The sequence below is a fragment of the Agrilactobacillus composti DSM 18527 = JCM 14202 genome (assembly GCF_001436375.1).
Taxonomy (GTDB): domain Bacteria; phylum Bacillota; class Bacilli; order Lactobacillales; family Lactobacillaceae; genus Agrilactobacillus; species Agrilactobacillus composti.
Genome location: NZ_AZGA01000054.1, coordinates 585 through 24749, shown reverse-complemented (window position 1 = coordinate 24749; position 24165 = coordinate 585). Strand labels below are relative to the sequence as shown.

The window sequence follows — 24165 nt, the reverse complement described above, 5'->3', positions numbered from 1 at the left end:
TTAGTTTGGTGCCCGCAAATAGATGGAGAGCCTGGACGTCACCTGGTAATTTAGTACAAGGTTTCAATAGGTGGCTACATACTCAGTCTATGCTGGATAAGGACCCCAACTAAGTCTTCGGATTTGGTTGGGGCCCTTTTTAGTTTCTTTTAGGAGGGAAGCTTTTATGACAATTTCTTTATACGCTTTTGGTGGGGGCCAAATGGTGGAAGCCATCATTCGGGCCGGTTTGAAAAACAAGGCCCTCAGTGCCGACAGTGTCTTCGTCACCGATATTGCCCAAAGTCGCATCGATTACTTACAGCAAACCTACGGTATCAAAGGGGCCACGGTGTTGGATCAACCCCAGCTTACCGCCGCTCAAATCGTGTTACTGGGGGTGCGGCCCCAAGATGATTGGGCCGGCCTAACCCAGACCATCAGCCAAAGCCAAACCCAAGCCCAAGTGGTGTCCATCATTGCCGGGGTGACCATTGCCCAACTGACCGCCACTAACGCCAATCTGCCCGTGACCCGTATCATCCCCAACACCCTGACCGATACGGGCTTTGGCTACAGCGGCGCGGCTTTGAATGACCATGCCGACCAGGCCCTGGTGGATCCTTTCTTGAAGAGTTTTGGCAAGGTGGATTACATCCCCGAAAACCAAATCGACATCTACACCGGGTACGGCGTGGCCGGCCCCAATTATATTTACAACTTCTACATCGCTCTCACCAACGCCGGCGTCTTGGCGGGCTTGTCCCGGCAACAGGCTAACGCCGTGGCTTTGGAGAATCTCCAAGGGGCAGCCAAAATGTTAGAACTTACGGGTAAAAATCCCAATGAACTCTTAGATATTAATAACTCCGCTGGTGGGGTGGGGATTTATGCCCAACATGAACTGGACGCCAGTGACTTCGCGGCGGGGATCCAAAATGCCGTGTTAGCCGCTGTTAGACGGACCACTGAGTTAGGAGCTGAAAAATAATGCCAGACTTAAACTGGGACCATTCCATGATCAATGTCCAGGACTTAGACCAAGCCATTGCCTTATTTCAAGACCATGGCGTTATTTTCAAGCGAGGGGGTCAACATGAAGCTTGGGGGACGGCTAATGCCTTAGGTTATTTTGGCATCAATTATATCGAATTGATCAGCGTCTTTGACTTAGCCAAGGCCGCCGCCGTGACCCGCAATCAAGCCGCGTCTTTATATGACGCCACCCAAGACTATGAAGCTAAGCGCCAACGCTTCAACACCGTGGCTATCCGCAGTTCAGATTTACAGGCCACTTGGGCCAGCTTAAAGGCCAGTGGTGTGCCGGTTGGCCCCATCTCCGAAGGCCAGCGGACCGATGCGCAGGACCATTTGATCACCTGGCAAATCTTTTTCATTGACGCCGACTTTGAAGGCCTGCCTTATCCGTTTTTTATCAATTGGCAAAGTACCGATGCAGACCGAATAGCTCAATTGACCCAACAAGGCTTGATCGAACCCCATCCTGCTGGGGACTTGAAGGTGATCCAAGGGACCTTTGAAGTGGTCCATCCGAAAGCCGCCGCTGAATTTTGGGCGAAGTTGGTGGGCAGTACCGCCACCGCCCAAGGGGTTGATTATGTGGTGCCCATCCATGAGCGGCAATTCAAGTTCACCCAGGGGGTTGCTAATCACTTGACCACCTTACAGTTTGCCGGGGCCACGGGAGAGTTGGCTGGGCAAACCATTCAATTGGGAGACGCTAAATTAACGTTTTAAACTAACTTTTAAATTCGAGGGAGCTTACTAAATATGACACAGACAAAATGGTTCAAACGCATCGCCCTGTTATTAGGGGGGACTGCCGCCATCGCCGCGGCCTTGACCCTGCAAAAACCCACCACGGCCCAAGCCGTCACCACCGTTAAAGTGGCCTACGCCACCACCAACTACCCCATTACTTATCAAAATAGCAAGAAACAAGGGGATGGCTACGATGTGGCCATGATGAAAGCCATCGACAAGCAATTACCCCAATATAAATTTACTTACACCGGCACCAGTGATGACGATGTGTTGATCGGGGTCAAGAGTGGCAAATACGATGTGGGGGTGAAGAACATTTTCTACACCGCTGATCGGGCCAAGACTTACCTATTCCCGAAAAATTACTTTGGGGTCAGTGACTCCGGCTTTGTGGTCCGCACCAAGGACAAAGCCAAATTTGGCGGCTTAGGGAAATTGGCTAAAAATAACGGGAAATTAGTACCCATTGCCCCACAAAATGGCCAATACGCCGTCATCGCCGACTACAATAAGAAACACACCCCTAAAATTAAGCTAGGCAGTGCGGACACCTTCGTGGTTTCCGATGCCTTGAAGTGGGTCAACGAAGGCCGCTACGATGCTTTCTTCGCCATTCGCCCCATGTTTGAAGCCAACGTTGAAAAGTCCAACGGGGCCAACGCCGATTTGAAGGGCAAGCTCACCTACGTCACCTTAGGGGGTATTAAGACTTACCCATTGTTCAACAAGAAAGAGACCAAGTTAGCCGCCGCTTATGATAAGGCCGTTAAGAAGGTCATTGCTTCTGGTGAAGCGGCCAAGTTGTCTGAAAAGTACTTCGGTCAAGACAACTTCAAATTGGTGAACAAGGCCTTTAAGTAATTGTTCCAGCACGCTGAATAGGAGGGTCAGTTATGACCACATTAGCTTTAATTTACAAATTTCTGATCCAGATTTTACCAGCCATTCAAATCACCTTGATCATTTCCGTGGCGTCGATTATCCTAGGGGGCCTGTTGGGCGCCGCCTTGACCCGGGCCAAACTCAGTAGCCATTGGTGGTGGCGGGCCATCGCCAACGTCTACATCAGCGTGATCCGGGCCACCCCGGCCATCATCATGATTTTCGTGGTGTATTATGGCCTGCCCTTTCTCATCAAGGGTTGGTTCCACGTGTCCATTGAAGGTTGGAACCGGATGTACTTTGTGGTCATCGCCTTGACCCTGCTGTTTTCAGCCCCCGTGGCGGAAATTTTCCGCTCGGCTTACTTAGCCGTTCCCGCGGGGCAAAAGGAAGCGGCGCTGATGGTGGGGATGAGTCCCTGGCAAGCCTTTATCCGCATCACCTTGCCCCAAACCTTCGTCATCGCCCTGCCCAACTTGGCCAACGCCATCATCAACCTGCTGAAAGAAGGGGCTTTGACCTTTACCATCGGGGTCGTGGACATGGTGGCCAAAGCCCAAATGATTGTGGCCAACAACTCCGGGGGCTTTGCCTTTGAAACCTACGGCGCCCTAGCGCTGATCTACTGGGTGATTTCTTTAGCCATCGACAAGCTGGTGAGCCTGGTGGAAAGCTCTTTTCAAAAGAAACGCCAAGCCATTCAGCCCTAATTCAAGGAGGTCCTCAAATTGTCCCTAGATACCAATTTCATGGCCCAAGTTTTCAAGACCGCCATCGCCGGTGTGCCGGTAACCTTGCAGATCGTGCTGGTGGCGTTGATCGTATCCTTACCTATTGGCTTCATATTTGCTTTAGTGCGGATTTATCGGGTCAAAATTTTAAGTCCCCTCGTCCGGCTATACGTGTCCTTTGTGCGGGGGACACCGTTGATTGCCCAAATCCTGATCATTTATAGCGCCTTTCCCAGCTTCTTGGCCACCATCATCGGGAAGAGTGCCTTTAGCATCGATCCCATCAATTATGCCTATATCGTGTTCACTTTAAATAGCATTGCCACGTTAACGGAGGTGTTTCGCTCCGCGCTGCAAACCGTGGATAAGGGGCAATTAGAGGCGGGGTTGATGGTGGGGATGGCCCCGCGACAGACTTTTGTCCGGGTGATTTTACCCCAGGCGTTGGTCTCGGCCCTGCCCAACATCACCAACGCCACCCTGTATTTGATCAAGAATTCCAGTTTAGCTTTTATCATGTCCGTGAAGGATATCACCGCCATTGCCAAGACCCAGGCGGCCTTTTCCTACAACTTCTTGGAAGCTTACCTGGTGGTGTGGGTTTATTATCTGATCATCGCCTACGCCGCAGAATTGCTATTCTGGTTCTTGGAACGCTACTTCAGCCGCTTTCAACGGACCACCACGGCCAAGTCGTTCAACTGGCATTTATTTAGTTTCAAACAACCTACCACCACGGTGGCAGCTGTTCAATACGACCCTAAAAAGGAGCTGGTGAATCATGCTCACAATTAAAAATTTAACGAAAAGTTACGGCCCCCAACAAATCTTAAAGGGTATCGATTTTCAAGTGAACCAAGGGGATGTGATCACCTTGATCGGCCCCAGTGGTTCCGGGAAAACCACCTTGTTGCGTACCATCACCACTTTGGAAAAGGGCGATGGGGGGACCATCGATTTCGCCGGGGTTCAAGGGGAGTTAGCCCACTTGTCGAAAAATGACATCCGCACCATCCGCCAAAATGTGGGCTTCGTGTTCCAAAATTATAATCTTTTTAATAACAAAACTACCCTGCAAAACGTCACTGAAGGCCTCGTGGTGGCCCATAAAATTCCCAAGGCCCAAGCCAAGACCATTGCCCTGGCGGCTTTGAAAAAGGTGGGGATGGCCGATTATGTGGCCCACTATCCCTCCCAACTTTCCGGAGGCCAAGCCCAGCGGGTGGGCATCGCCCGGGCCATTGCCTTAAAGCCCCAGGTGATTTTCTTTGATGAACCCACCAGCGCCTTGGACCCAGAATTAGTCGGAGAAGTCTTGAAGGTCATGCGTCAGTTGGCCGAAGAAGGGGCCACCATGGTGGTGATCACCCATCAGATGAACTTTGCCCGCAATGTGGCCAACAAAGTCGTCTTCATGGCCGATGGACAAGTGGTGGAAGCCGGTTCCCCAGCTGATATTTTTGACCATCCCCAAGTCCCCCGGACCCAACAGTTTCTAGCTGAAATTTTAAGTAATGTCTAAATTTGTGAGGTGTATTAAATGACAACAAAAAATCCTCAAGTGATCGTCACCGGGGCCAGCAGCGGTATTGGCCGAGCCACGGCCATTGCCTTAGCCCAAGCCGGTTATGATGTCCATTTGATTGGGCGTAATGCGACCCGTTTGGCCAAGGTGCAACAAGCCACAACGTTTGCGGGCGTTACGAGTCACCGTTATCAATTGGAATTGACTGATAAGGCCGCCGTGAAGACCACCTTTGATCAAATCGTGGCCGACTTCGGCCCCATCGCCGGGTTGGTGAACAGTGCCGGTATCTTTTTAACCACAGATGTCACGGATTATAACGACCCCAGCTGGGCCCAAATTATGGCGGTGAATTTCAATGGGACCTTGTATCCCACTTTAGCCCTATTGCCCCATTTGTACGCTCAGGGCAAGGGTAGTATCGTCAACGTGACCTCGGTGGATGCCTTTGATGGCATCTTAGATTATGACGCTTATGCTGCTTCTAAAGGGGCCGTCACCAGTCTCACCAAGACCTTGGCCATCGAAGGGGCGGCCCATAATGTGCGCCTCAACGCCGTGGTGCCCGGGGTCACCGATACGGAAATGACCCACGAGCGTATTCAAGCCAATTTGGCCAAATACCAAGCCAAAGTACCGTTAGGTCGGGCAGCCCAGGCCCAAGAAATCGCCCAGCCCATTGTCTTTTTGATCTCAGAGGCCGCCAGTTACATCACTGGCCAAAGTCTCCACGTCAACGGCGGTTGGCGCTTAGCCTAGGGGAAGGAAGAACCCATGACAAATAAACGTGATATTTTATTGCAAACTTTAGATAATCAACCGGCAGATACCAGTTTAGCCGGTTTTTGGCACCACTATTTAGCCGACGAACGCCAACAAGTCTTCGGCTTTCGCCAAAAGCAAAGCGTGGCCGCCGTGGTGGCCGCCCAGCAGCGGTTTTATGACGACATTCACCCGGATTTTACCAAAATCATGAGTGATAATTTTTTCCTATTACCCAGTTTGTTAGATGTGACCTTCAACAGCCCGGCCGACTTGCGCCAAATCAAGCCAGTGGCCGCCAACCACCCTTGGTATCAAGACCAAGTGGCGGCCATCAAAGCCATCGTGGACCACTATCAAGGCGACATTGGCAGCTTCTATAATATCTTTTCACCCTGGTACCAATTGCGCCTGCGTTTTGAAATTTTAGACCAGGACCCTGTGAAAATTTATGACTTCTTCGCCGCCGAACCAGCTTTATTTGGGGAAGTTTTAAACCAGTTGGCCCAAGATTTAAGTGAGCTGGTGACCCGCTTGATTCGAGAAGCGGGTATCGTGGGGATCTACTTATGTGTGCAACAACCCCAAGATTCTAGGATCACGAAAGCCCTGTGGCAACAGTACGTGGTCCCCAGCGAAAAGTTATTATTAAACGCCGCCCAAGCGGCCAATGACGGCAATATGCTACATATTTGCGGTTTTGCCGGGGCTCGGAATAACTTAGCTGATTACCAGGACTATCCGGCCAAGGCCATCAATTTTGCCAGCTATGTGGAAGGTGTCTCCTTGGCCCAGGGTAAAAAGCTCTTTGGCAATCGGGCCATTTTAGGTGGGTTTGACAACACTGAAGCCGGTTTGTATTATCGGGGAACTGAAGCCCAAATCAAGGCTGAAACCAAGCGGCTGTTGCAAGTTAACGGCCGCCAGGGGATTTTACTGGGAGCAGATTGCAGTATTCCCTTTGATACCCCCGACGCCCGGGCCAACTGGGTCAGCGCCGCGGCGAATAGCAAACAGTAAAAAACCTGCTTGATTGTTAGCAGGCAGATCTTAGACGTATAATAATGTAGCGATGACGACAGGCATTAGGTTAGATCATGACCAGATGCCTGTTTTTGGCGTTCTAACTTCTGGGCCCAGAGGTTGATACCAAGGGCCAGTAACATTAAACCTAAGGATAAAATCATAATATTATGGAGACCGGTGAATAAAATCCGGCGCATTTGCGGGATTAAATGCCGGGGGAGGGCACTTACATTTTTGGCGTCACTTAATTGGTTCATCATGGCCATGGTGATTTGGCCGGATGAGTGCTGGATCCCATTTTTTAACGCCTGATTTAAAATCAATCCGAAAATTGAAGCCGTGAAAGTCTGACTGAGCATTCGAATTAAAAAGCTAAAGGAGGTTGCGATGGGAATATCTTGGCGGTCGGCATCTTGCTGCACTTTAATTTGTAGCTCGTTAAAACAAACGCCGTTGCCAAAGCCCACAAAGGCGCCGGCCACCAGTAATAGCCAGTAGGGGGCGTTGATAGCGGCAAAAGCCATCAAGGCAAAGGCGATGGTCAATGTGATGATACCAATGGCGATGACCCGTTGTGGGGATAAAATCCGGCGCATGGGTTCAACGCTACCGGATCCTAGAAAATCGGTGACGGATCCAGGAATCTGAGTTGCCCCACCGATTAAAGCGCTGGTTCCCAGCAGGGCTTGCGCCCACATGGGGCCGTAAATTAGGAAGCCCACAAAGCTCCCCCAGATTAGGGTGAACAGTACAAAGTCGATGACTAGGGCTTTATTTTGGAACAGGCGGTGGGGGATGATGGGGTCCACGGCCTTGGTTTCTAGCCGGAACATGATGACTAAGACAAGGATGGCCCCGGCAATCAAGGCGGTGCTGGCAGGCCAAGGTGCGCTGCCGATGAATTCAATGCCCGTCAATAATGCCACTAAACCAATGGTCAATAACACGGCTCCGGTGTAATCAAAGGGTCGAACTGGCCGCTTTCGTGGGGCCAATTGATAGTAGATTTGAATCAAAACAATCGAGATCAGGCCAATGGGAACGTTTAGATAAAACACCCAATGCCAGGTAAAGGTATCCACGATATAACCCCCTACCAGTGGACCGATGATGGTGGCCATGCTGTAGCTGGCGGAAACAAAGCCTAGGACTTGCATGCGTTTGCGGGGATTGGTATACATCTGGGCATAAATGATGTAGGGCAGCGAAATCATGCCCCCATTACCCAAACCCATCAGTGCTCTGGCGGCGATCAAGAAGATGATATTAGGAGCTAGGCCTTGTAAAAAAGAACCCAGGACAAAGCAGCAGGCGGCTAATTGGTAACTCTTTTTATTACCGATATGTTCTCCCAACTTACTCCACAGCGGCGTGCTCACCGCGGTCCCCAAAAGAAATACCGCCACGATCCACCCAATCAGTTCCAGACCATGTAAATCAGCGGTAATGGCCGGCAGCGCCGTATTAATGATTGTATTATCCAGCCCGCTCATTGCGTTGGATAGCAATAAGGCACAGGTCACAATCAAAATGTTACGTTTTGACAAAAAATTTCCTTCTTCCTAAAAAAGCTATGATTCTATACTACCGCAAACGAGGGAGCTTGTGGGGGCGTCTTAAAAGGACAAAGCAAAAGACCAGCCCGCCAAATTATGGGTAGCCTGGTCTTTTGTGATGCTTATTTTGCCCGGGTTAAATGGGTCAGCGCCGCTGAGTTTGACCTTTTAAATGGTCAGAAAGAAAACGTTTACATTAATTAGCTTTGATGGTATATTAATGTTGTATAAGTGACTATTATTGTTGGAAACGCTGCCATTTTTTCTAAAAAGTTCTTGATAGATGTCGCTTTTTCTGCAACAGATGTGCAGAGGTGAGAACAATGAAAATGATTATTGTAACTATCATTCTTGGTATCTTTGCGCTTGCCAGTCTCTGGGCCAACATCGTTTATCGGCACAGTGCCAGTTTTCAACGGGCTAGATGGTACAGTGGCGTACTCGCCCTAATTTTTCTAGTAGCAGTCTTGGGTTATCAAGTGATCGTTTCCGGCGTTACACCATTGGTTATGCCAATGGCGGTAATGTTACTAGTGGTCATTGGCTTTATGATTCATATCTACCGACAAAAGAATAAGGACAAGCATGACTTGAATAATTTCTGAAACCAGTCTGTTCACCAACGTCTAAATTATCGGACGTTGGTCTTTTTGCTTTTATGAGCGTTCCTGTAATCAAGTGAAGTGAGATGACCTAAATGGCAAAGCGTGTCAAAGCTTACTTGCAGCTGTTGTTCCCGGCACTTTTGATTTTCTTGTTTGGCCACGTGCAAGCCCGAGGCGGGTTGCGATGGCAATTGTCCTGGGCAGACGGCTACTTTTTGATTAGCTTTTGGTTCACCACTATTCCCTTGAAACAGCGGCTACAACGCTATACCCAGCGCTTTTTAGACGCCAAAAGTAACGAGCAAAAAGCTTACCAACAAATTGCCCAAAATCCCAAAAGTCATTTGGAACTGCTAAATTTTGTACCCACCAGTTACCTGATGCACGTGGAAAATGGCACCGGGGAAAGCCTGCAAAAATTTGCCGTGACCGCATTTATAGATGTGATTTTGTTGGTGGTTTCGCCAGTGATTTTCCTAGGTCAGCAGGGGTTGGCTTTTTGGCACCAAAAGCACCAGCAGACCCACGATAACACGTAAAAAACCAGACATCCTTTGCAGATACCTGGTTTCTTTAGGCTATTTAGCCCGAGTTAAGCTAACGGTCAAGACGTTTTCTGTCGTTGTATTATAGCTGGCCAAAATACCATTGACCACGTCTTTGGCCGGGCCATGGGTAGAAGTGGACCGATGGTAGGTGTTGATCCAAGTACCCAGGGCATCTAGCCCAAACTCGAAACCCTCAAAGACTTGCATATAGGTGGAAGATTGCGGTGCTGGGGTGACAATGGTGATTTTTTCGACCCGTTGGTCATTGATCACCATGGTGAGCTTGATTTCGTCGGTATCAAAGAAAGTCACCTGGCCGTTGTCAGCGGTGCTGGGCAATTTGTAGTGCTTGAGCCGCATGCTGCCATTGTAAGCCTTAGATACGTAACTATATGTCCCTAAATCATTTGTGCCTAATTCTTGAGCCATGGAAAATCACTCCTTTGACCCTATTATAAGGGATACGGCACCAATCAAGACATAAATTGACTCATTTGTAATCTGAGGTCGTTTAGAAGCTATTGGATGATGGCGATCATTAAATGGCGGTTGGATTTTTAACCGACACTGCTAATTATTTGTGGTGTGCAAGACTGATTATGAATAATCCAAAAAGTAGACATGGAGATGCTGTGGTATGACCGACTAATGGTTGTGCCGCTTTTTAATTTCCGGTTGATTTATTGGCGTGCATTCCGAAATAATAGATAAATTTTGGGATGCGCTTTCGTGTTAATCGAGTTATCAATAATTTAAGTTGCTATTCTGAAACGCTGTCATCAAAACGAATAAGCATTATTAACTGATAACGAAACACTGATGTGTGAAATTAAATCAGATAGTATCCTATTGCGGTGTTACTAATGAGTTTTTGGATAGTGAGATAAATGCTGATTTTCAGCTGACTAAAGCCAGTCCTATAGTTGTATAACTAATTCAGAAGAAACTTTATATTATATGATTTAACGAAAATGTGTAAGACGACAGATGTGACTGTTAGATCGAATCAAGGAAATCTAAACGATGATATTTATTGCAAAATATTAGGTTCGGAAATACCTTTTTTTATAGCAAAAATATTTGTTTTAGTTTCCTGCCATGATAGAATTAAACTATGGTATCAGTGTAATTGTGTTGTTGTGAGCATTTTTTGGAAACGCTTTTATAATGTAGGTGAGATAAATGGCGAATATTTTATTTCTAACCGGGGCTTCTAACGTGGGGAAATCCACCTTGATCTATGAGGTCGCCCGAGCAGCCAAACTGAATATGAAGGGTTTCTTTGCCCGGGAAATCCAGCAAGCTGGGACTAATCTCGGGTTTGAATTGTGTGCAGCTAGTCAATTACAAGTGCCTCAGCCGGTGGATCCGGCTCATATTTTTATCGACCGCCGGGTACATCCCGCCCACATCAACCCCCAGGTGTTTGCCGAATTTGGGGTGGCTTTGCTGCAGGATTGTCAGCCCAAGGACGTGGTCTTGTTGGATGAGATTGGCGGTATCGAGTTGTTGGTCCCAGAATTTATGCAGGCCCTGCAGGCTTTATTTTTAAAGGATTTGACCATCATTGGCGTTTTTAAAGCCGAGGGGAACTACCAGCGGCAACAACGCCAACAACACTTTGACGTGACCGCCCAACGGCAGCAGCTGTTACAGGCCATTGCCGCACAACAAGGGCGGGTATTGCCCGTGGCGGTGAATCAAGAACAGATCCGGCAAACGATCCAAGTATTTTTAGACGTATGAAAGGACACCGACTATGGGCAATACACGCAAACGGCGCTGGGTATTATTGGGCCTCACCCTGGCTTTAGGGCTTGGGGTGTTGATTTCTGGCTACTTGGGGAAATATCCCATTGCCTTTCACCAATATCTAGAGGCCATTTCTGGCTTTTTCAAGGGCACCACCACGCCAGCGACCATGCGCATTCAAACTATTTTAATGAACGTGCGCTGGCCGCGAATTATCCTGGCTGTTTTGATTGGGGCCGGGACCTCAGTGGCCGGGGCCACTTATCAGGCGTTATTTCAAAACCCCATGGTGTCCCAGGATATTTTGGGGGCCTCCCAAGGGGCCGCGTTTGGGGCCGCATTAGGGTTGTTTTTACAACAATCCTACGAAATTGTGGTGAGTTGGTCCTTTGTTTTCGGCTTACTGGCGGTGAGCGTGGTGCTGTTTTTGAACCGGATCATCCCCGGCAACCGCTCCCGGCTCAACATGATCCTCATTGGTATGATCGTCAGCGCCCTGTTTTCCTCGGCGGTGTCGTTTTTAAAGCTCATCGGTGACCCCACCAACACCCTGCCGGCTATCACCTATTGGCTCATGGGCAGCCTGTCCGGCATAAAAATGCAAGATGTGTACTACGCCACCCCCCTGTTGATCGGGGGGATGTTGCCGATTATGCTGCTGCGCTGGCGCTTAAATGTGGTTGCCCTGGGCAACGAAGAAGCCCTGAGTTTAGGCATCAACGTGACCGTCCTGCGCTCGATCCTCATCGTGTGCGCCACGTTAGTCACGGCCACGGCGGTATCGGTCAGCGGCATGATTGGCTGGGTGGGCCTGGTAGTGCCCCACTTCGCCCGGTTATTGTTAGGCAATAACTACCGTTATACCATGTGGGCCACGGCCTTGGGAGGCGGGTTGTTCTTATTGATCGTGGATGACTTTGCCCGCTTATTGACCACCAGCGAAATTCCCATTGGGATATTAACGTCAGTGGTGGGGGCCCCGGTCTTTTTGATCTTGATCGCCCAAAATAATCGACCCACGGGAGGTTATTAGATGCTAACGTTAAAAGATGTTTCGGTGCATTTCGGTAAAAAACAAGTTTTAAAAAATATCAGTTTCAACTTGGATTTTGGCCAGTCCGTGTGTCTATTGGGGCAAAACGGGGCGGGGAAAACCACCTTGTTCCGGACGATTTTGAACACGATTGCCTATAGCGGCCAAGTCTTGATCAATGATCAGCCCACCAAGGCGCTGTCTCGGATCCAATTGGCCCAAAAAATTGCTTATATCCCCCAAAATCATGAGGTGCCGGTGGACTTCACGGTGTTTGAAATGGTGTTGTTGGGGACGACAGCCAAATTGAAAACTTTCCAACAGCCTGGCCCCAAAGAAGTCGCCCAAGCTAAAGCGGCTTTAAACCGCCTGGGCATCGCCCATTTGCAGGATATGCCCTTTTCCCAAATCAGTGGTGGGGAGCAGCAATTGGTGACCATTGCCCGGTCCCTGGCCCAAAATAGCCGGGTGATCATCATGGATGAACCCTGTGCCAACTTAGATTTTGGCAACCAGACCTTGGTCCTGGAGATGATCCGCCAGTTGACTCAACAGGGCTTGTTGATCCTCCAGTCCACTCATGATCCCAATCAGGCCCTGCGCTATGCGGACCAAATCCTATTGTTAGAGTCTGGCCATTTAAGCAGTGGGGCGCCTAAGGAAATTCTCACCAGTGCCCGTTTATCGGCACTCTATGGCATGCCCGTCCAGGTTTTTCAAGTAACAGTAGATGGGGAGGAAATTCAATTTTGTTTGGCGAAGAAGGGAGGACTACCCCATGTGGCAAATTTATGATGAACTCATTGCACAAATTCCCACGGGCTTGCGGGTGCAGCAAATCGGCCATCGTCAGCGCCGGCTATATCTGAAAAGTGATACCGGGGTGGGCACGGCCATGTTGTTTCAACCCTGGGACACCGATTTGACCCCTTGGGTGGGGCAGGATTTAAAAACCGTGGCTGCAGAAATCAAAAGTTGGGATTTTCAACGGGCCAGTATCGGCTTGGCAGCCATCAACAGCTATTTAAATCAAGCCGACCTGCGTCAAGATGCTAGGTTGAACGTGTTAGGCCAGCACGATGTGTTTGCGGATTACCAGGACCAACCGGCAAAGGTGGCCACCATTGGCCATTTTTATTATGTGGATAAGTATCCCAAGTTGGCCCAGCGCTTAACCGTTTTTGAACTGAACCCGCGGCCGGGGGATTATCCCGCCAGTGCCACGGAATTCTTATTGCCGGAAATGAACGCGGTGTTGATCACCGGGTCCACCTTGGTGAATAAGACTCTGCCCCGTTTGCTGGAACTGGCCCAACAGGCAGAAGTGGTGTTGGTGGGGGGCAGCACGCCGCTAGCGGCAAGTTTGTTAGATCATGGGATTTCAAAATTAGCGGGGGTTGTGTATCAAGACCTTCCTAAGGAGGTGGACCAACCCCGAGACCACGGCACGCCGTTGGTGGTGGGCTTGGCCGCAGATAGAACTTAATTTTTGAGGAGGATAAGCATGAAAAAGAAAAGTTTTGCCCTATTGATTTTAGGGAGTTTAATGTTGTTGTTAGCCGGTTGTGGGGGCCAGAAGAGCAATTCCCAAAGTACGTCTTCTAAGGCCAGCACCACCGCCACTACCCAGCGGACCTTCACCGATTCCGTGGGCCGCAAGGTGAAACTGCCCCAAAAAATCACTAAGATCGCTCCATCTGGTCCTTTATAGTAGCACCCCGGATAAATTGGTGGGGATCGCCGGGGACTTCCCCAGTGAAGCGGCTAATATGATCCCGAAAAAATACCAAGATTTACCGAAGTTTGGCCAATTTTATGGCAAGAGCTCTAATTTGAACATGGAAGCCTTGAGCGCCGCTGATCCCCAGGTTATCGTGGATATCGGCGAAAAGAAGGGCTCTGAAAAAGAAGATATGGATAAGTTGCAACAACAATTAAAGATACCGACCGTTTTTATCGAAGCTAACTTAGACCATCTACCCGCTACATACCAAAAACTTGGAGAACTCACCGGCAACAAAAAGGCCAATCAAGCCCTGGCGGATTATTGTACCAAGGTGTTGGCCCAGGCCAAAGCTGCCCGGCAAAAGATTGGTGACAAAAAAGCCACGGTGTATTACGCCAGTGGCAAGGCCGGTTTGAATACCAATGCCCAAGGGTCTTTTCATTCCCAAATCTTTGACACCATTGGGGTGACCAACGTGGTCAAAGACGTGCAGATTGCTTCCCAAGGCAATGGCACCACAGTTTCCATCGAACAGTTAATGCAGTGGCAACCAGAATACATCATCGCTGAAAGTGATGCGGTTTATCAAACCATCAAAACCGATCCTAGCTGGCAGCAATTGACCGCGGTGCAAAAGAACCGGGTTTATAAAGTGCCCACGGTGCCCTATAATTTCTTAGGCTTCCCGCCAAGTGTGAACCGCATCATGGGGATTCAGTGGTTGGGGAATTTGATTTATCCCGACGTCTACAAATTAGACATCCAAAAAAATGTCAAAGCTTATTACAAACTGTTCTGGCATATTGATTTGACCAAGGCCCGGTTGCAACAAGTTTTAGATCACAGCACCCGCTGAAGAGTGCCTGATTTGGGCTGAATTTGAGGCAATTGGCGCTTCATAATCAAAAATTAACGTTGACAAAGGTCATTCATCATGATATTCTCATTCTAATCTAATGATTTAGTAGTCCTCAACGTGTGAGTTCAGAGAATTGGTGGTGGGTGCAAACCAAGCAGCGTTGGGCGATGAATTACGCCGTTTCAATTTTAAAATGACAAAGTGCAGTGGTTTAAAGCCACTGAATATTGGGTGGTACCGCGTTAAAGACGTCCCGATTGCTGATGGCAATCGGGCTTTTTGTTTCTAAAAAATAATCAAGAGAGGGTGTTCAAGGATGCGTGTTTTAATTAATGGCTTAGGTTTAATTGGAGGTTCCATCGCCTATGCACTGGCCAAGTTTCAGCCCGGTGTGACCGTTATCGGCCTGGACCAAAATCCAGTGAATTTAAGACAAGCCAAACAACGGGGCATTATCGATGAAATCGGTCTTAGTCTCACCACCGACGCCCCCCGTGCCGATGTGATTATTTTGGCCACGCCGGTGACCGCCGTTGAAGCCAGTATTGACCTATTGGCCACCTTGCCTTTAAAATCAGAGGTGATCATCACCGATACCGGCAGTACGAAAACGGCTATCTGCCAAGCGGCCCAACAGCTCACGGACAAAGGCATCACCTTTATCGGCGGGCATCCCATGGCCGGTTCCCACAAATCCGGGGTGCAAGCGGCCAACTGGGACTTGTTTAGAAGCGCCTTTTACCTACTGGTCCCCGGGGCCAATACCCCAGAAACCGCATTGACCACCTTAAAAGAACTGTTACAAGTCACTAACGCCAAATTCTTGGTCCTGGCGCCCCAGCAACACGACCACATCGTGGCTTTGTTGAGCCATGTGCCCCATATTCTAGCGGCTAGTTTGGTGAATACCACCCATGAAGATTTCAAGGATTGTCCGGACATGGTGCGCCTGGCCGCCGGGGGTTTCCGGGATATGACCCGGATCGCCTCCAGTGACCCCACCATGTGGGCGGATATTTTGACCACCAACAAGACGGAAATCTTAGCGGTGTTGGCCAGCTACGAAGCCCAACTAAAGGCCTTAGAAGCCCATATCGCCGCTGGGGACACCCCGGCGTTCTTCGACTTTTTCGCCCAGGCCAAAGTCACCCGAGAACACATTGAGGCCACCAAGCGCACCGGCACCTTGCCGGGGTTCTTCGACCTCCATGTGAATATTCCGGATAAAACAGGTTCCATTGCGGCCATTACCACGAAGTTGGCCCAAGCAGAGATTAATATTATTAACATTCAAATTTTGGAGACCCGGGATGACATCAATGGCGTGCTCCAATTGACCTTTAGCAATCAACATGATTTACAACAGGCAACAGAACTCTTAGGACAAAAGGCGGTGGCTTCATGATGGCACGGTTAGTTTTAGTAGGTTTCATGGGTGCAGGCAAAACCACAGTAGGGCAGTTATTGGCTCAAAATACCGGATTCAGGTTTACGGATTTAGACCAGGCCATTGTAGAAATCGCCGGTCGGCCCATTCCTGATATTTTCGCGGCGGAGGGCGAAGCCGGTTTTCGTCGCCGGGAGACTGAAGCCTTAGCCCAAGCTTTGGACCAAGACGTGATCGTCTCCACGGGCGGTGGCATCGTGACCCAAGCCCAAAATCGGGCCCTGTTAAAAGCCGCCGGGGCCCCGGTGGTGTACTTAAAAGCTGACCCGGAAGTATTATATCAGCGGGTCTATCAAGATGAGAATCGCCCCATCGCCAATAGCTTGGACCTCTCCGGGTTCACCGCTTTAGCGGCAGAACGGGAACTGTTCTATCACGAAGTCAGTGATTTGGTCTTAACCACCGCTAACCTATCTCCCCTAGAAGTCATGGGCGGCATTTTAGATGAAATCCAAGTTAAATAACTACAAATAAAACCTCAGCTGATCCAAAGCAGCACGCACTGTTTTGGGGTAGCTGAGGTTTTTGGTTGGGTTAAATTTGCCGATCAGCACTGATCCGGCCCACCCGAAATTGGGTGAAGCCGGCTTGGGTGCGGTCATAGGTCAAGGTGAAAGTTTTAGGATGTTGGTTGGTGCCGGACACTAAAAAGAAGCGGGTGAGTCGCGGTTGGTCCGTTAATTCGTAGCCTGTGATCACGGTGTTCTTAAAATCCGTATCGCTGGCCTTTAAATAAGCCGCTAGAGCCGCCCCGCTCTTCGTATCCAAATTCAATTCCGTGGCCAGCCCCCGAAATTGGGCACTACTGGCATTCCCCCCGTTAAAGGTACTGCTTTTCCCCAAACTGTTTTTAAGCCGTTCCAAATAGTTCATGGCCGTGGACACCCCATCTTGACCCACGGGGACGTTTTCAAAGACAAATTTGGGGGGCGCCGTGTGGCTGGTGGTGGCCACATATTGGGTCTTCTCCCGGATAGGGGCTAAATTTTTGTCATAAAAAACCCGATAACGGTAGGACTTGATGCGCTTGCTGTCTTCATAGCGGTTGGCGCTGAGCAGCACGTAATCCCCCTGGGCATTTTTCCCAAAGGCCACGGGGGTGAAGTTGGCGATATACTGGTGGGGTTTATCGTGGACCCATTGCTTTAATTGTTGGGTTTGCTTGGCCGTTAAGAAGTCAAAGTTTTGTTGGCTGGTGGCAAAGTCTTGGTTTAATTTAGTCACCACCCCTAGGGCATTTTTTTGCACATCATCCATTTGGGACACGCTCAAATCCACGGCGGGGATGGTGAGGCGGTGTTGTTCTTGCTTAGGATCTACTACCAAATGGAAGGGGATCGTTTGCTGGGTTAGGAAATGCTGGGTATTTTCGGCCAGGGGTTGGCGAAAAAAGTAGCCGAAAAGCCCGCATAACGCTACAATAATAAAGACAGTACTTAATATGATGAGACGTTTATGTTTTTTCTTCAAAATAAACCTCGAAGTCACGTAATATAGTTGTATGCTTCTTAGTATAGCAAAAAACACTGGAAAGTGAGCTCATTTCAATATGTCTTCTAATTCCCACAATTCCAGACAGCAACAAACGGCCCAGCGCAAACTGGTGATCCGCCGGCGTAAACGGCGGATCGGCCTCACCCTTAGCATTTTATTGGTGGTGGTGGCCCTGGGCCTAAGCGGCTGGTGGCTGTTTAATCACAATACCGCCCAAAAAGTCCAGGCCCAATATGAAACGGCGGATGCCCAACGTTTTCTCAAGACCAATGCCTCTAAGGGCACCCTGCGCCAATTACAACAAGCCCAGGGGTTATTTGGCTGGCTGTGGCGACCGGCTGTGGCCCAACAAGTCCAGCAATTTCAAAAAGATTTCAATCAGCGCCGCCAACATGACCAGCGCTTGGCCCAGTTATTAGACGGCAAAGCCTATTACCGCAATACCGTGTCGGCCCAGGTTTTAAGTCGACTAGATCAAGCATTGTTGCAGGAAAAAAATCAAACCGTTTACCAGCGCCAGAAGAACCGTTTGGATACGGTTCAAGTTTGGTTTGCCCAAACCCAAGATGGTAATCAATTTATTGACCAGGCTTACCAGACCTTTCAAAAAGATCAAAGTCAACTGACCCAAGAACAAGTGGCCGAAGCCAATGTGTACTATAAATTATTGAAGAATCGCCAGATCAAAGCTCGCTGGCAGACCCCAATTCAGACCATGACGGCGGCTTTTTCCCAGTTACAAAAAGAAAAGAGCGCCCAGCAACAAGCTGCTGACGCCCAAGCCCTGGCAGATTTGAAGAATGCCCCCTTGACCCAAAGTTACACCCCGGCCAAGGTCACCATCAGTGACGGCACCACCAAGGATAGTACCAGCAGTGCCAGTCCAACCTCAGATGCGGATCTAACCAAAGCCCTAAAGGCAGCCGGGGTTGATGCCAGTCGGCTCTTGGTGTTAGATACCCAGGCCAATCAGGTGTTCTTAGCCCAACGCAGCGGGGATAGCTATACCGCCAGCGGCAGCCGTTACAGTTTATTGAGCAATGGCTTAAGCACGGGGACTTACACGGTGAAGGCCTTGATTCAAAGTGCCAGCGGTTATGTGGTCACCGACCCCAACAGCAGCGATTTTGGCAGCTATCACAGCGACAACACCGCCACGGATCAGCGGCCCAATAATACCACCAGTGATTTCAACGCCGCCACCCCGGTATTTTGGTTGAAGAACCAACCGGCCTTGAGTAGCGCCTTATTAGTGGCCAATGCCACCAACATCGGTTTCTTGACCCCCGGCAGTGTCACCAGTGATCACGTGAGCCGCATCAGTGCCAGCACCATGAGTGCTTTATTCAGCACCGTCAGTGCCGGGACCGTTGTCTGTGTTATCTAAGTAGGAGGATTTAATCTTGTTCAAGCGCAAAAAACAACCGCCCAAAACACCCCAACTGCCCAAAATGCGCCGGGGTTGGCGTAATTTTTGGCTCGTCTTAGCCACCTTGTATACGGTGGTGATCTTGGTGGTGGGCTGGTTTTGGCATACCCGGGGCCCGGCTTTTCAGCAAGCCATCGGGGATGGCTTTGCCCTCAGTCGCACGGTGACCAAGCAAACCTTTTATCCCAAACAACCAACAACGGTCCTGGACCGCAACAACCAGGTGATGAAAACCCTGACCCGCACCCAGTCCACTTATATTCCCTTTGCCAAAATTAATCCCCTGTTGACCCGGGGGTTAGTAGCCGTGGAGGATAAGCGGTTTTACGAACATCATGGGGTGGACCTTTACGGCATGCTGCGGGGGGCTTTGTCTTACGTGAGCACTCGCCAAGTCCAGGGGGGGTCTACGTTGACTCAGCAGTTGGTGAAAAATATCGTCTTAAAAGACCAAACCCAATCCCCCACTAGAAAGCTCAAGGAGATGGTGGTGGCCCAACAACTGGAAAAAAAGTTCAGCAAACATCAACTCCTGGAATTCTATTTAAATGATGTATATTTGGGCCATGGCTGTTATGGCATTGGCAGTGCCGCGCAGTATTATTTTTCCAAGAACCAGGACCAATTGAGCCTGCCGGAATTAGCCCTTTTAATTGGCATGCCTAATAACCAGGTCCTCTATGATCCCCTGGTGCACCCGGATGCGGCTAAACAGCGCCGGGACACGGTTTTGATGGTGCTGCACCAACAAAAGCTCATCACCAAGGCCCAATATCAGCAGGCTTTGGCCACACCTTTGGGGTTAAAGATTCATAATTTCACGTATAATAACGACATCAGTGGTAATTATGCCTTGAATTCTGCCATTAATAACGCCACGGAAGAAGTCATGCGGGCCCATGGTTTTGTACTGCGTTACAGTTTCAAAAATGACCAGGACCAGGCGGCCTACGCCCAGGCTTATACCCAGGCTTATAATACCTATCAGGGTCAGATTTTAAATGGGGGCTATACCATTCACACCACCATTGACCAGGCCCTGCAAGACCAGGTCCAAGCCCAAGTGACCAAGGCCTTTGCCGGCTATACCGCAAAAGACGCCAACGGCAAGCTCCAGCCCCAAGTGTCCACCACCGTGGTGGACAATAAGACCGGGGATATTTTAGCTGTGGTGGGGGGCCGCAGCACTGAAGGAGATTATTTGAATCGGACCTGGGCCTCTAACCGCCAACCGGGATCAGCTGCTAAACCCATCACTGCCTATGCCCCGGCTTTTCAACGGGGGTATACGCCCCAGAGTCAAATGTTAGATGGCCCGGTGAGCGGCGCCAACGTGCACAACTGGTACAACGGTTATCGGGGCAATGTGACTTTGCGCAACGCCCTGGCGGATTCCATCAATACCGTGGCCTTCAAACTGGCCGCCAGTGATCCTAATCATGACTATTTTAAAAATTTGGAAAAAATGGAATTTACCGGTCTGACCCCTAAAGATGATAACCCGATTATTGCCATCGGGGGCTTCACCAAAGGGGTGACCACCGTGGAAATGGCTTCGGCTTATAGTAGCTTTAGTCGCGGTGGTGATTTTATTCACCCCACCAATGTTTCTGAAATCTACGATGCTAACCAACACCAGGTGGTTTACCAAAATGCCCATTCCAAGGTGCCGGTGTATTCGGCCAATGCCAGTTATATGATGCTCAACACCATGCAGTCCGTGGTCAAAGACGGAACCGGCAAGGACGCGGCTTTAGATAATTACAGCTATACCGCCGGCAAGACCGGGACCACGGATAATAGCAAAGATGCTTATTTCGTGGGGATGACCCCCGACTTCACCGTGGCCACTTGGGTGGGCCATGATGTGTCCGAATATTTAAGTGACGCTGAAGTGCAGTTACCTATGACCGTCTTCAAGAACGTGGGGACTTATTTGGTACAACAATTAAAAGAGCCCAATCAAGATTTCACCCAGCCCAAAACCATTGTGAAGGCTGGCGACCGTTTAACAGCTACCCAGGAATCTAAGAAATTAACCCCGTTAGATTTAATTAAGCGGGATAATAGCAATTTTATCCAACAGCAAGTGGCTAAAAACAAGCAGCGCTTGGCGGATTTGGATTATCGCCTGGTGTATCATTTGACCAAGGGGGAAGAAGCTAAGCGCGAAGCCGCTGTCCGGGGAGCGATTACGGCGTTTGATGCCAGCAAGATGACCGGCGTGGGCCAATATACCCAGTTTATGGATCAGCTTCAAGAGATTCGCTATAAGAATCAAAAGGTCCGGCGGATGCGGGTGAAACAGGAATTTGACCGGGAAATTTTGCAGCTGCAAAAGCAGCTTACCATGCAAAAGGCCACGTTGGATCTCACCCAAGAAAACCAGCGTCAAGCGGCTTTGAACCGGCAAAAGGCCCAGATCCAGGCCCAGCGGGATGCCCAAAAGGCCCAGATTTTAGCGGGATTGAAGACCCAATATAATAGTCAACTACAAAAGACCAAGGCTGCTTATGCCAATAACAGCAGCGATAAAGCCCAACAGCGGGAAAAATTATTAGATATCATGAATCAAATTCGCAGTTATGGGGGCAGTGCCCCGGATGTGACCATTACGGAAAATGGCGCGGAAGCTAGTAGCAGTAGTGCAAATGCCAGCAGCAGTAGTGCGTCAAGTTCAAGTACAGATACTGCAACTAATGATCAATAAGCGTAACAGTACTATTAAGGAGGTTTAGTTATCATGAAATCCATTGAAATCATTCAAGGCGACATTACCAAAAGTCAGGTAGATGCCATCGTAAACGCCGCCAATACCAGTTTAATGGGCGGTGGTGGCGTGGATGGCGCTATTCATCGCGCCGCCGGACTTGAATTAGACGAGGCTTGTCGCAAGCTCAACGGCTGTCCCACCGGCGAAGCTAAAACCACCCTGGGCTTTAACTTGCCGGCTAAATACATCATCCATACCCCCGGCCCCATTTGGCGGGGTGGGCAACAGCATGAAGCCCAGCTGTTGCATAACAGCTATTGGCACAGCCTGGCAGAAGCCGAAGCCCACGAATGTGCCACCGTGGATTTCCCCTCCATCAGCACCGGCGTCTACCGCTTTCCCTTAGACCAAGCAGCCACCATTGCTTTGGAAGCCATGGTGGATTTCTTAAAAACCAGCCAGTTTGTCCAACAGATCCGCCTAGTGGCCTTTGATCCAGTGACCAAAAAGGCCTTTGAAACAGCTTATCGTAAGCTAAATTTGGCTTGAGTATAGCTTGCCGCCAAAAGCCAGCTGCCAGTTTGGGCTTTCAAATAGCTGGCGGCTAGGATAGGTGATTTTTTGCAAGTTGAATTGCTTTAGTAAAGCATCCCCTTTGGCAATAATTTGCTGGGCCCTGGCGGCGGTGATACGGCCCTGTTGTAATTGAATGCCTAATAAACCTTGATGGATATATAGATGACAGTCGTGACAAATGGCAACATAGCCAGTTAAGCTTTGAATCAAATTTTTAAAGTCATAAGCATATTGTTCGTGCAATTCTAGCCAATCACCAGGTCTGTGGGGCACATAGCGACCACAAATCATACAGTGGTGCTGGGCTTTTTGACGATAGGTCGTTTTTAACTTTTGCCAAGCAGCTGGCCCCATGATCGTCCTGGGGTTCAGGTAATGCAAGGCTAATGGGACAACCGGTTGGGTCAAGATCTGGACCCGTTGCCGGGATAATTGAGCAGTCATTGTTGTCGTCACCTCTTTAGCCTTTATTGTAGCAATATTTGCCTTTGGTATAAAAGCCCTTGCTAGGTATGGATTCGAATTGTAATTTGGCTTCAATCAGGCTAAAATTTGGTTTAAAGCATCCCCAACGAGCTAGAAAAGAGGGTTCTAAATTGATACATCCCAATGTGCCTTTGATTTTCCAACCGGAAATTGCCAAACATAAACCCGAAAATATCCGCCATCCCCATAATTACTGTCCTTTCTGTGACACGGCCCACTTGACCAATATTTTAGCCCAAAAAGGGGATAAAATTTGGCTGGTGAATAAGTATCGCACCCTAAAAGACACCTACCAAACGGTTTTGATCGAGTCAGCGAATCACAATGGGGATGCCTCCAATTACAGCGTGGCGGAAAACCGCAGTATCTTTGCCTTCGCCAATCAATGTTGGCACAACCTGATTGAAACGGGTGCTTACCGTAGTGTGCTGTTGTATAAGAATTTCGGCCCCATGTCTGGGGGCAGTTTGAAACATCCCCATTTTCAAATCGTGGGGCTAACCCATAAAGATGGTTACCAAGACATCACCCCCGATAATTTCCAAGGTTTAACGGTTTTTCAGGAACCGGGATTTACCTTGAATTTGTCCACCTATCCCATTGTGGGTTTCTTGGAATTTAACCTAATTATCGCCGACCCGGCGCAAACCACCAAGTTAGCCGACACCGCCCAAGTGGTGATCAAATACATCTTAAATGATTATTTCCACGGCATTTGTGACTCCTATAATCTGTTTTTCTACGATTTCAATGGCAAAATTATTTGTAAAATCATTCCCCGCTTTGTGATGTCGCCTTATTTTGTGGGCTATAAAATTCCTCAGTTAAATGATGAACAACGCTTGTTAGCAATAAAAAAGGAGTTATTGGCGAAATTAACCCAATGATACTATCCCTTTAGAGAGCACCAGAGAAAAACAAAAACTTCTCTGGTGTGATCTGGAGGGATTTTTAATGCCTAGGAAAAGGAAATACGATCTGGAGACTATGTTGTGGGCAATAGCTGAAATTGACAAAGGTCGAACCATTCTATCAGTCTCTCAAGAGCTTGGTATATCAAAAAAAACAGTTCGTGTTTGGCGAAACACTTGTTTAGCAGGTGGTGAGGAAGCCTTACGGCCCAATCATAAGAACAAGCATTACTCTGCAGAATTTAAGATTGAAGTCGTTACGTATTACCTTGAACATGACATCAGTGTTAGTGCTTGTGCCTTAAAGTATGGCATAAAGAGCCCACAGACCCTGTCCGAT

The 24165-nt window shown here is 49.1% G+C and carries 27 protein-coding genes; 23 read left to right on the top strand and 4 right to left on the bottom strand.

Features of this window, described 5'->3' with window-relative positions; translation table 11 throughout:
- Positions 1-166 precede the first annotated feature (166 nt).
- Genes FC83_RS08380 through FC83_RS08345 form a run of 8 tightly spaced genes read left to right on the top strand, consistent with a single transcriptional unit; the run spans position 167 to position 6684 of the window.
- Positions 167-970 carry a pyrroline-5-carboxylate reductase family protein gene (locus FC83_RS08380; RefSeq protein ID WP_035454066.1) on the top strand — a complete coding sequence of 268 codons (804 nt, stop codon included), beginning with the start codon at positions 167-169 and terminating at the stop codon, positions 968-970.
- Positions 970-1737 (top strand): VOC family protein, encoded by a 768-nt coding sequence (locus FC83_RS08375; RefSeq protein WP_035454069.1) that lies wholly within the window; start codon positions 970-972, stop codon positions 1735-1737. Before FC83_RS08380 ends, FC83_RS08375 begins: the two co-directional genes overlap by 1 nt.
- Before the next feature lie 33 nt (positions 1738-1770).
- Positions 1771-2625 (top strand): transporter substrate-binding domain-containing protein, encoded by an 855-nt coding sequence (locus FC83_RS08370; RefSeq protein ID WP_035454072.1) that lies wholly within the window; start codon positions 1771-1773, stop codon positions 2623-2625.
- Between the two features lie 32 nt (positions 2626-2657).
- Positions 2658-3356 carry an amino acid ABC transporter permease gene (locus FC83_RS08365; RefSeq protein ID WP_035454075.1) on the top strand — a complete coding sequence of 233 codons (699 nt, stop codon included), beginning with the start codon at positions 2658-2660 and terminating at the stop codon, positions 3354-3356.
- A gap of 18 nt (positions 3357-3374) precedes the next feature.
- A complete protein-coding gene (locus FC83_RS08360; RefSeq protein WP_052004803.1) occupies positions 3375-4172 on the top strand; it encodes an amino acid ABC transporter permease in 798 nt (265 codons plus the stop codon).
- Positions 4159-4899, top strand: coding sequence for an amino acid ABC transporter ATP-binding protein (locus tag FC83_RS08355; protein ID WP_057002633.1), 741 nt, complete (start codon positions 4159-4161; stop codon positions 4897-4899). The genes FC83_RS08360 and FC83_RS08355 overlap by 14 nt, the downstream gene beginning before the upstream one ends.
- 18 nt (positions 4900-4917) lie before the next feature.
- A complete protein-coding gene (locus FC83_RS08350; protein WP_057002632.1) occupies positions 4918-5661 on the top strand; it encodes an SDR family NAD(P)-dependent oxidoreductase in 744 nt (247 codons plus the stop codon).
- A 15-nt stretch (positions 5662-5676) separates the two neighbouring features.
- Positions 5677-6684: a uroporphyrinogen decarboxylase/cobalamine-independent methonine synthase family protein gene (locus FC83_RS08345; RefSeq protein ID WP_035454081.1), complete on the top strand. Its 1008-nt coding sequence runs from the start codon at positions 5677-5679 to the stop codon at positions 6682-6684.
- 65 nt (positions 6685-6749) lie between these two features.
- On the opposite strand, the gene FC83_RS08340 is transcribed toward FC83_RS08345, so the two are convergent.
- The gene (locus FC83_RS08340) at positions 6750-8237 is read right to left on the bottom strand and encodes an MFS transporter (RefSeq protein ID WP_082622581.1); all 1488 of its coding nucleotides are present in this window, start codon (positions 8235-8237) and stop codon (positions 6750-6752) included.
- A 332-nt stretch (positions 8238-8569) separates the two neighbouring features.
- On the opposite strand from FC83_RS08340, the gene FC83_RS08335 reads away from it, so the two are divergent.
- Both FC83_RS08335 and FC83_RS08330 read left to right on the top strand, forming a co-directional pair.
- Entirely contained in the window at positions 8570-8851 is a 282-nt protein-coding gene (locus tag FC83_RS08335; protein ID WP_035454084.1) for a hypothetical protein, read from the top strand.
- 92 nt (positions 8852-8943) lie between these two features.
- Positions 8944-9390, top strand: coding sequence for a hypothetical protein (locus FC83_RS08330; protein ID WP_035454086.1), 447 nt, complete (start codon positions 8944-8946; stop codon positions 9388-9390).
- A 39-nt stretch (positions 9391-9429) separates the two neighbouring features.
- Here FC83_RS08330 and FC83_RS08325 read toward each other — a convergent pair whose 3' ends face one another.
- Positions 9430-9828: a hypothetical protein gene (locus FC83_RS08325; RefSeq protein ID WP_035454088.1), complete on the bottom strand. Its 399-nt coding sequence runs from the start codon at positions 9826-9828 to the stop codon at positions 9430-9432.
- Between the two features lie 753 nt (positions 9829-10581).
- Between FC83_RS08325 and FC83_RS08320 the strand changes: the two genes are divergently transcribed.
- The 8 genes from FC83_RS08320 (at position 10582) to FC83_RS08290 (ending at position 16680) form a co-directional block, all read left to right on the top strand.
- On the top strand, positions 10582-11145 hold the full coding sequence (locus FC83_RS08320) for a nucleoside-triphosphatase (RefSeq protein ID WP_035454090.1): 564 nt from the start codon (positions 10582-10584) through the stop codon (positions 11143-11145).
- Between the two features lie 13 nt (positions 11146-11158).
- Positions 11159-12184 carry a FecCD family ABC transporter permease gene (locus FC83_RS08315; protein WP_035454094.1) on the top strand — a complete coding sequence of 342 codons (1026 nt, stop codon included), beginning with the start codon at positions 11159-11161 and terminating at the stop codon, positions 12182-12184.
- Complete coding sequence (locus FC83_RS08310) at positions 12185-12979, top strand: ABC transporter ATP-binding protein (protein WP_035454097.1); 795 nt, start codon at positions 12185-12187, stop codon at positions 12977-12979.
- Positions 12963-13670: a Rossmann-like domain-containing protein gene (locus FC83_RS08305; protein ID WP_052004804.1), complete on the top strand. Its 708-nt coding sequence runs from the start codon at positions 12963-12965 to the stop codon at positions 13668-13670. Before FC83_RS08310 ends, FC83_RS08305 begins: the two co-directional genes overlap by 17 nt.
- Before the next feature lie 18 nt (positions 13671-13688).
- Positions 13689-13895, top strand: coding sequence for a hypothetical protein (locus tag FC83_RS17425; protein ID WP_235184314.1), 207 nt, complete (start codon positions 13689-13691; stop codon positions 13893-13895).
- Positions 13896-13953: 58 nt separating this feature from the next.
- A complete protein-coding gene (locus FC83_RS08300) occupies positions 13954-14766 on the top strand; it encodes an ABC transporter substrate-binding protein (protein WP_236700824.1) in 813 nt (270 codons plus the stop codon).
- Positions 14767-15085: 319 nt separating this feature from the next.
- A complete protein-coding gene (locus FC83_RS08295; RefSeq protein ID WP_057002631.1) occupies positions 15086-16174 on the top strand; it encodes a prephenate dehydrogenase in 1089 nt (362 codons plus the stop codon).
- Positions 16171-16680, top strand: a complete 510-nt coding sequence (locus FC83_RS08290) for a shikimate kinase (RefSeq protein ID WP_082622580.1) — start codon at positions 16171-16173, stop codon at positions 16678-16680. Before FC83_RS08295 ends, FC83_RS08290 begins: the two co-directional genes overlap by 4 nt.
- A gap of 70 nt (positions 16681-16750) precedes the next feature.
- On the opposite strand, the gene FC83_RS08285 is transcribed toward FC83_RS08290, so the two are convergent.
- Positions 16751-17686: a hypothetical protein gene (locus FC83_RS08285; RefSeq protein ID WP_035454100.1), complete on the bottom strand. Its 936-nt coding sequence runs from the start codon at positions 17684-17686 to the stop codon at positions 16751-16753.
- Between the two features lie 79 nt (positions 17687-17765).
- Here FC83_RS08285 and FC83_RS08280 point away from each other — a divergent pair, with 79 nt between their 5' ends.
- Genes FC83_RS08280 through FC83_RS08270 form a run of 3 tightly spaced genes read left to right on the top strand, consistent with a single transcriptional unit; the run spans position 17766 to position 22401 of the window.
- Positions 17766-19097: a hypothetical protein gene (locus FC83_RS08280; protein ID WP_035454103.1), complete on the top strand. Its 1332-nt coding sequence runs from the start codon at positions 17766-17768 to the stop codon at positions 19095-19097.
- A gap of 16 nt (positions 19098-19113) precedes the next feature.
- A complete protein-coding gene (locus FC83_RS08275) occupies positions 19114-21849 on the top strand; it encodes a transglycosylase domain-containing protein (RefSeq protein WP_235184318.1) in 2736 nt (911 codons plus the stop codon).
- A gap of 33 nt (positions 21850-21882) precedes the next feature.
- On the top strand, positions 21883-22401 hold the full coding sequence (locus tag FC83_RS08270) for an O-acetyl-ADP-ribose deacetylase (protein WP_035454106.1): 519 nt from the start codon (positions 21883-21885) through the stop codon (positions 22399-22401).
- Here FC83_RS08270 and FC83_RS08265 read toward each other — a convergent pair.
- The gene (locus FC83_RS08265; RefSeq protein ID WP_035454109.1) at positions 22387-22872 is read right to left on the bottom strand and encodes an HNH endonuclease; all 486 of its coding nucleotides are present in this window, start codon (positions 22870-22872) and stop codon (positions 22387-22389) included. The two genes, FC83_RS08270 and FC83_RS08265, sit on opposite strands and share 15 nt — an antisense overlap.
- Positions 22873-23024: 152 nt before the next feature.
- Here FC83_RS08265 and FC83_RS08260 point away from each other — a divergent pair, with 152 nt between their 5' ends.
- A complete protein-coding gene (locus FC83_RS08260; RefSeq protein WP_035454112.1) occupies positions 23025-23801 on the top strand; it encodes a DUF4931 domain-containing protein in 777 nt (258 codons plus the stop codon).
- 67 nt (positions 23802-23868) lie between these two features.
- Positions 23869-24165 (top strand): transposase (locus tag FC83_RS08255; protein ID WP_201782562.1); only part of this gene is annotated, 297 nt, incomplete at its 3' end.

What these genes read in the sequence shown, in the direction of transcription:
- FC83_RS08380 (WP_035454066.1), top strand. Translation starts at nt 167, where the DNA reads ATGACAATTTCTTTATACGCTTTTGGTGGGGGCCAAATGGTGGAAGCC.
- FC83_RS08375 (WP_035454069.1), top strand. Translation starts at nt 970, where the DNA reads ATGCCAGACTTAAACTGGGACCATTCCATGATCAATGTCCAGGACTTA.
- FC83_RS08370 (WP_035454072.1), top strand. Translation starts at nt 1,771, where the DNA reads ATGACACAGACAAAATGGTTCAAACGCATCGCCCTGTTATTAGGGGGG.
- FC83_RS08365 (WP_035454075.1), top strand. Translation starts at nt 2,658, where the DNA reads ATGACCACATTAGCTTTAATTTACAAATTTCTGATCCAGATTTTACCA.
- FC83_RS08355 (WP_057002633.1), top strand. Translation starts at nt 4,159, where the DNA reads ATGCTCACAATTAAAAATTTAACGAAAAGTTACGGCCCCCAACAAATC.
- FC83_RS08350 (WP_057002632.1), top strand. Translation starts at nt 4,918, where the DNA reads ATGACAACAAAAAATCCTCAAGTGATCGTCACCGGGGCCAGCAGCGGT.
- FC83_RS08345 (WP_035454081.1), top strand. Translation starts at nt 5,677, where the DNA reads ATGACAAATAAACGTGATATTTTATTGCAAACTTTAGATAATCAACCG.
- FC83_RS08335 (WP_035454084.1), top strand. Translation starts at nt 8,570, where the DNA reads ATGAAAATGATTATTGTAACTATCATTCTTGGTATCTTTGCGCTTGCC.
- FC83_RS08330 (WP_035454086.1), top strand. Translation starts at nt 8,944, where the DNA reads ATGGCAAAGCGTGTCAAAGCTTACTTGCAGCTGTTGTTCCCGGCACTT.
- FC83_RS08325 (WP_035454088.1), bottom strand. Translation starts at nt 9,828, where the DNA reads ATGGCTCAAGAATTAGGCACAAATGATTTAGGGACATATAGTTACGTA.
- FC83_RS08320 (WP_035454090.1), top strand. Translation starts at nt 10,582, where the DNA reads ATGGCGAATATTTTATTTCTAACCGGGGCTTCTAACGTGGGGAAATCC.
- FC83_RS08315 (WP_035454094.1), top strand. Translation starts at nt 11,159, where the DNA reads ATGGGCAATACACGCAAACGGCGCTGGGTATTATTGGGCCTCACCCTG.
- FC83_RS08310 (WP_035454097.1), top strand. Translation starts at nt 12,185, where the DNA reads ATGCTAACGTTAAAAGATGTTTCGGTGCATTTCGGTAAAAAACAAGTT.
- FC83_RS08305 (WP_052004804.1), top strand. Translation starts at nt 12,963, where the DNA reads ATGTGGCAAATTTATGATGAACTCATTGCACAAATTCCCACGGGCTTG.
- FC83_RS17425 (WP_235184314.1), top strand. Translation starts at nt 13,689, where the DNA reads ATGAAAAAGAAAAGTTTTGCCCTATTGATTTTAGGGAGTTTAATGTTG.
- FC83_RS08300 (WP_236700824.1), top strand. Translation starts at nt 13,954, where the DNA reads ATGATCCCGAAAAAATACCAAGATTTACCGAAGTTTGGCCAATTTTAT.
- FC83_RS08295 (WP_057002631.1), top strand. Translation starts at nt 15,086, where the DNA reads ATGCGTGTTTTAATTAATGGCTTAGGTTTAATTGGAGGTTCCATCGCC.
- FC83_RS08290 (WP_082622580.1), top strand. Translation starts at nt 16,171, where the DNA reads ATGATGGCACGGTTAGTTTTAGTAGGTTTCATGGGTGCAGGCAAAACC.
- FC83_RS08280 (WP_035454103.1), top strand. Translation starts at nt 17,766, where the DNA reads ATGTCTTCTAATTCCCACAATTCCAGACAGCAACAAACGGCCCAGCGC.
- FC83_RS08270 (WP_035454106.1), top strand. Translation starts at nt 21,883, where the DNA reads ATGAAATCCATTGAAATCATTCAAGGCGACATTACCAAAAGTCAGGTA.
- FC83_RS08265 (WP_035454109.1), bottom strand. Translation starts at nt 22,872, where the DNA reads ATGACTGCTCAATTATCCCGGCAACGGGTCCAGATCTTGACCCAACCG.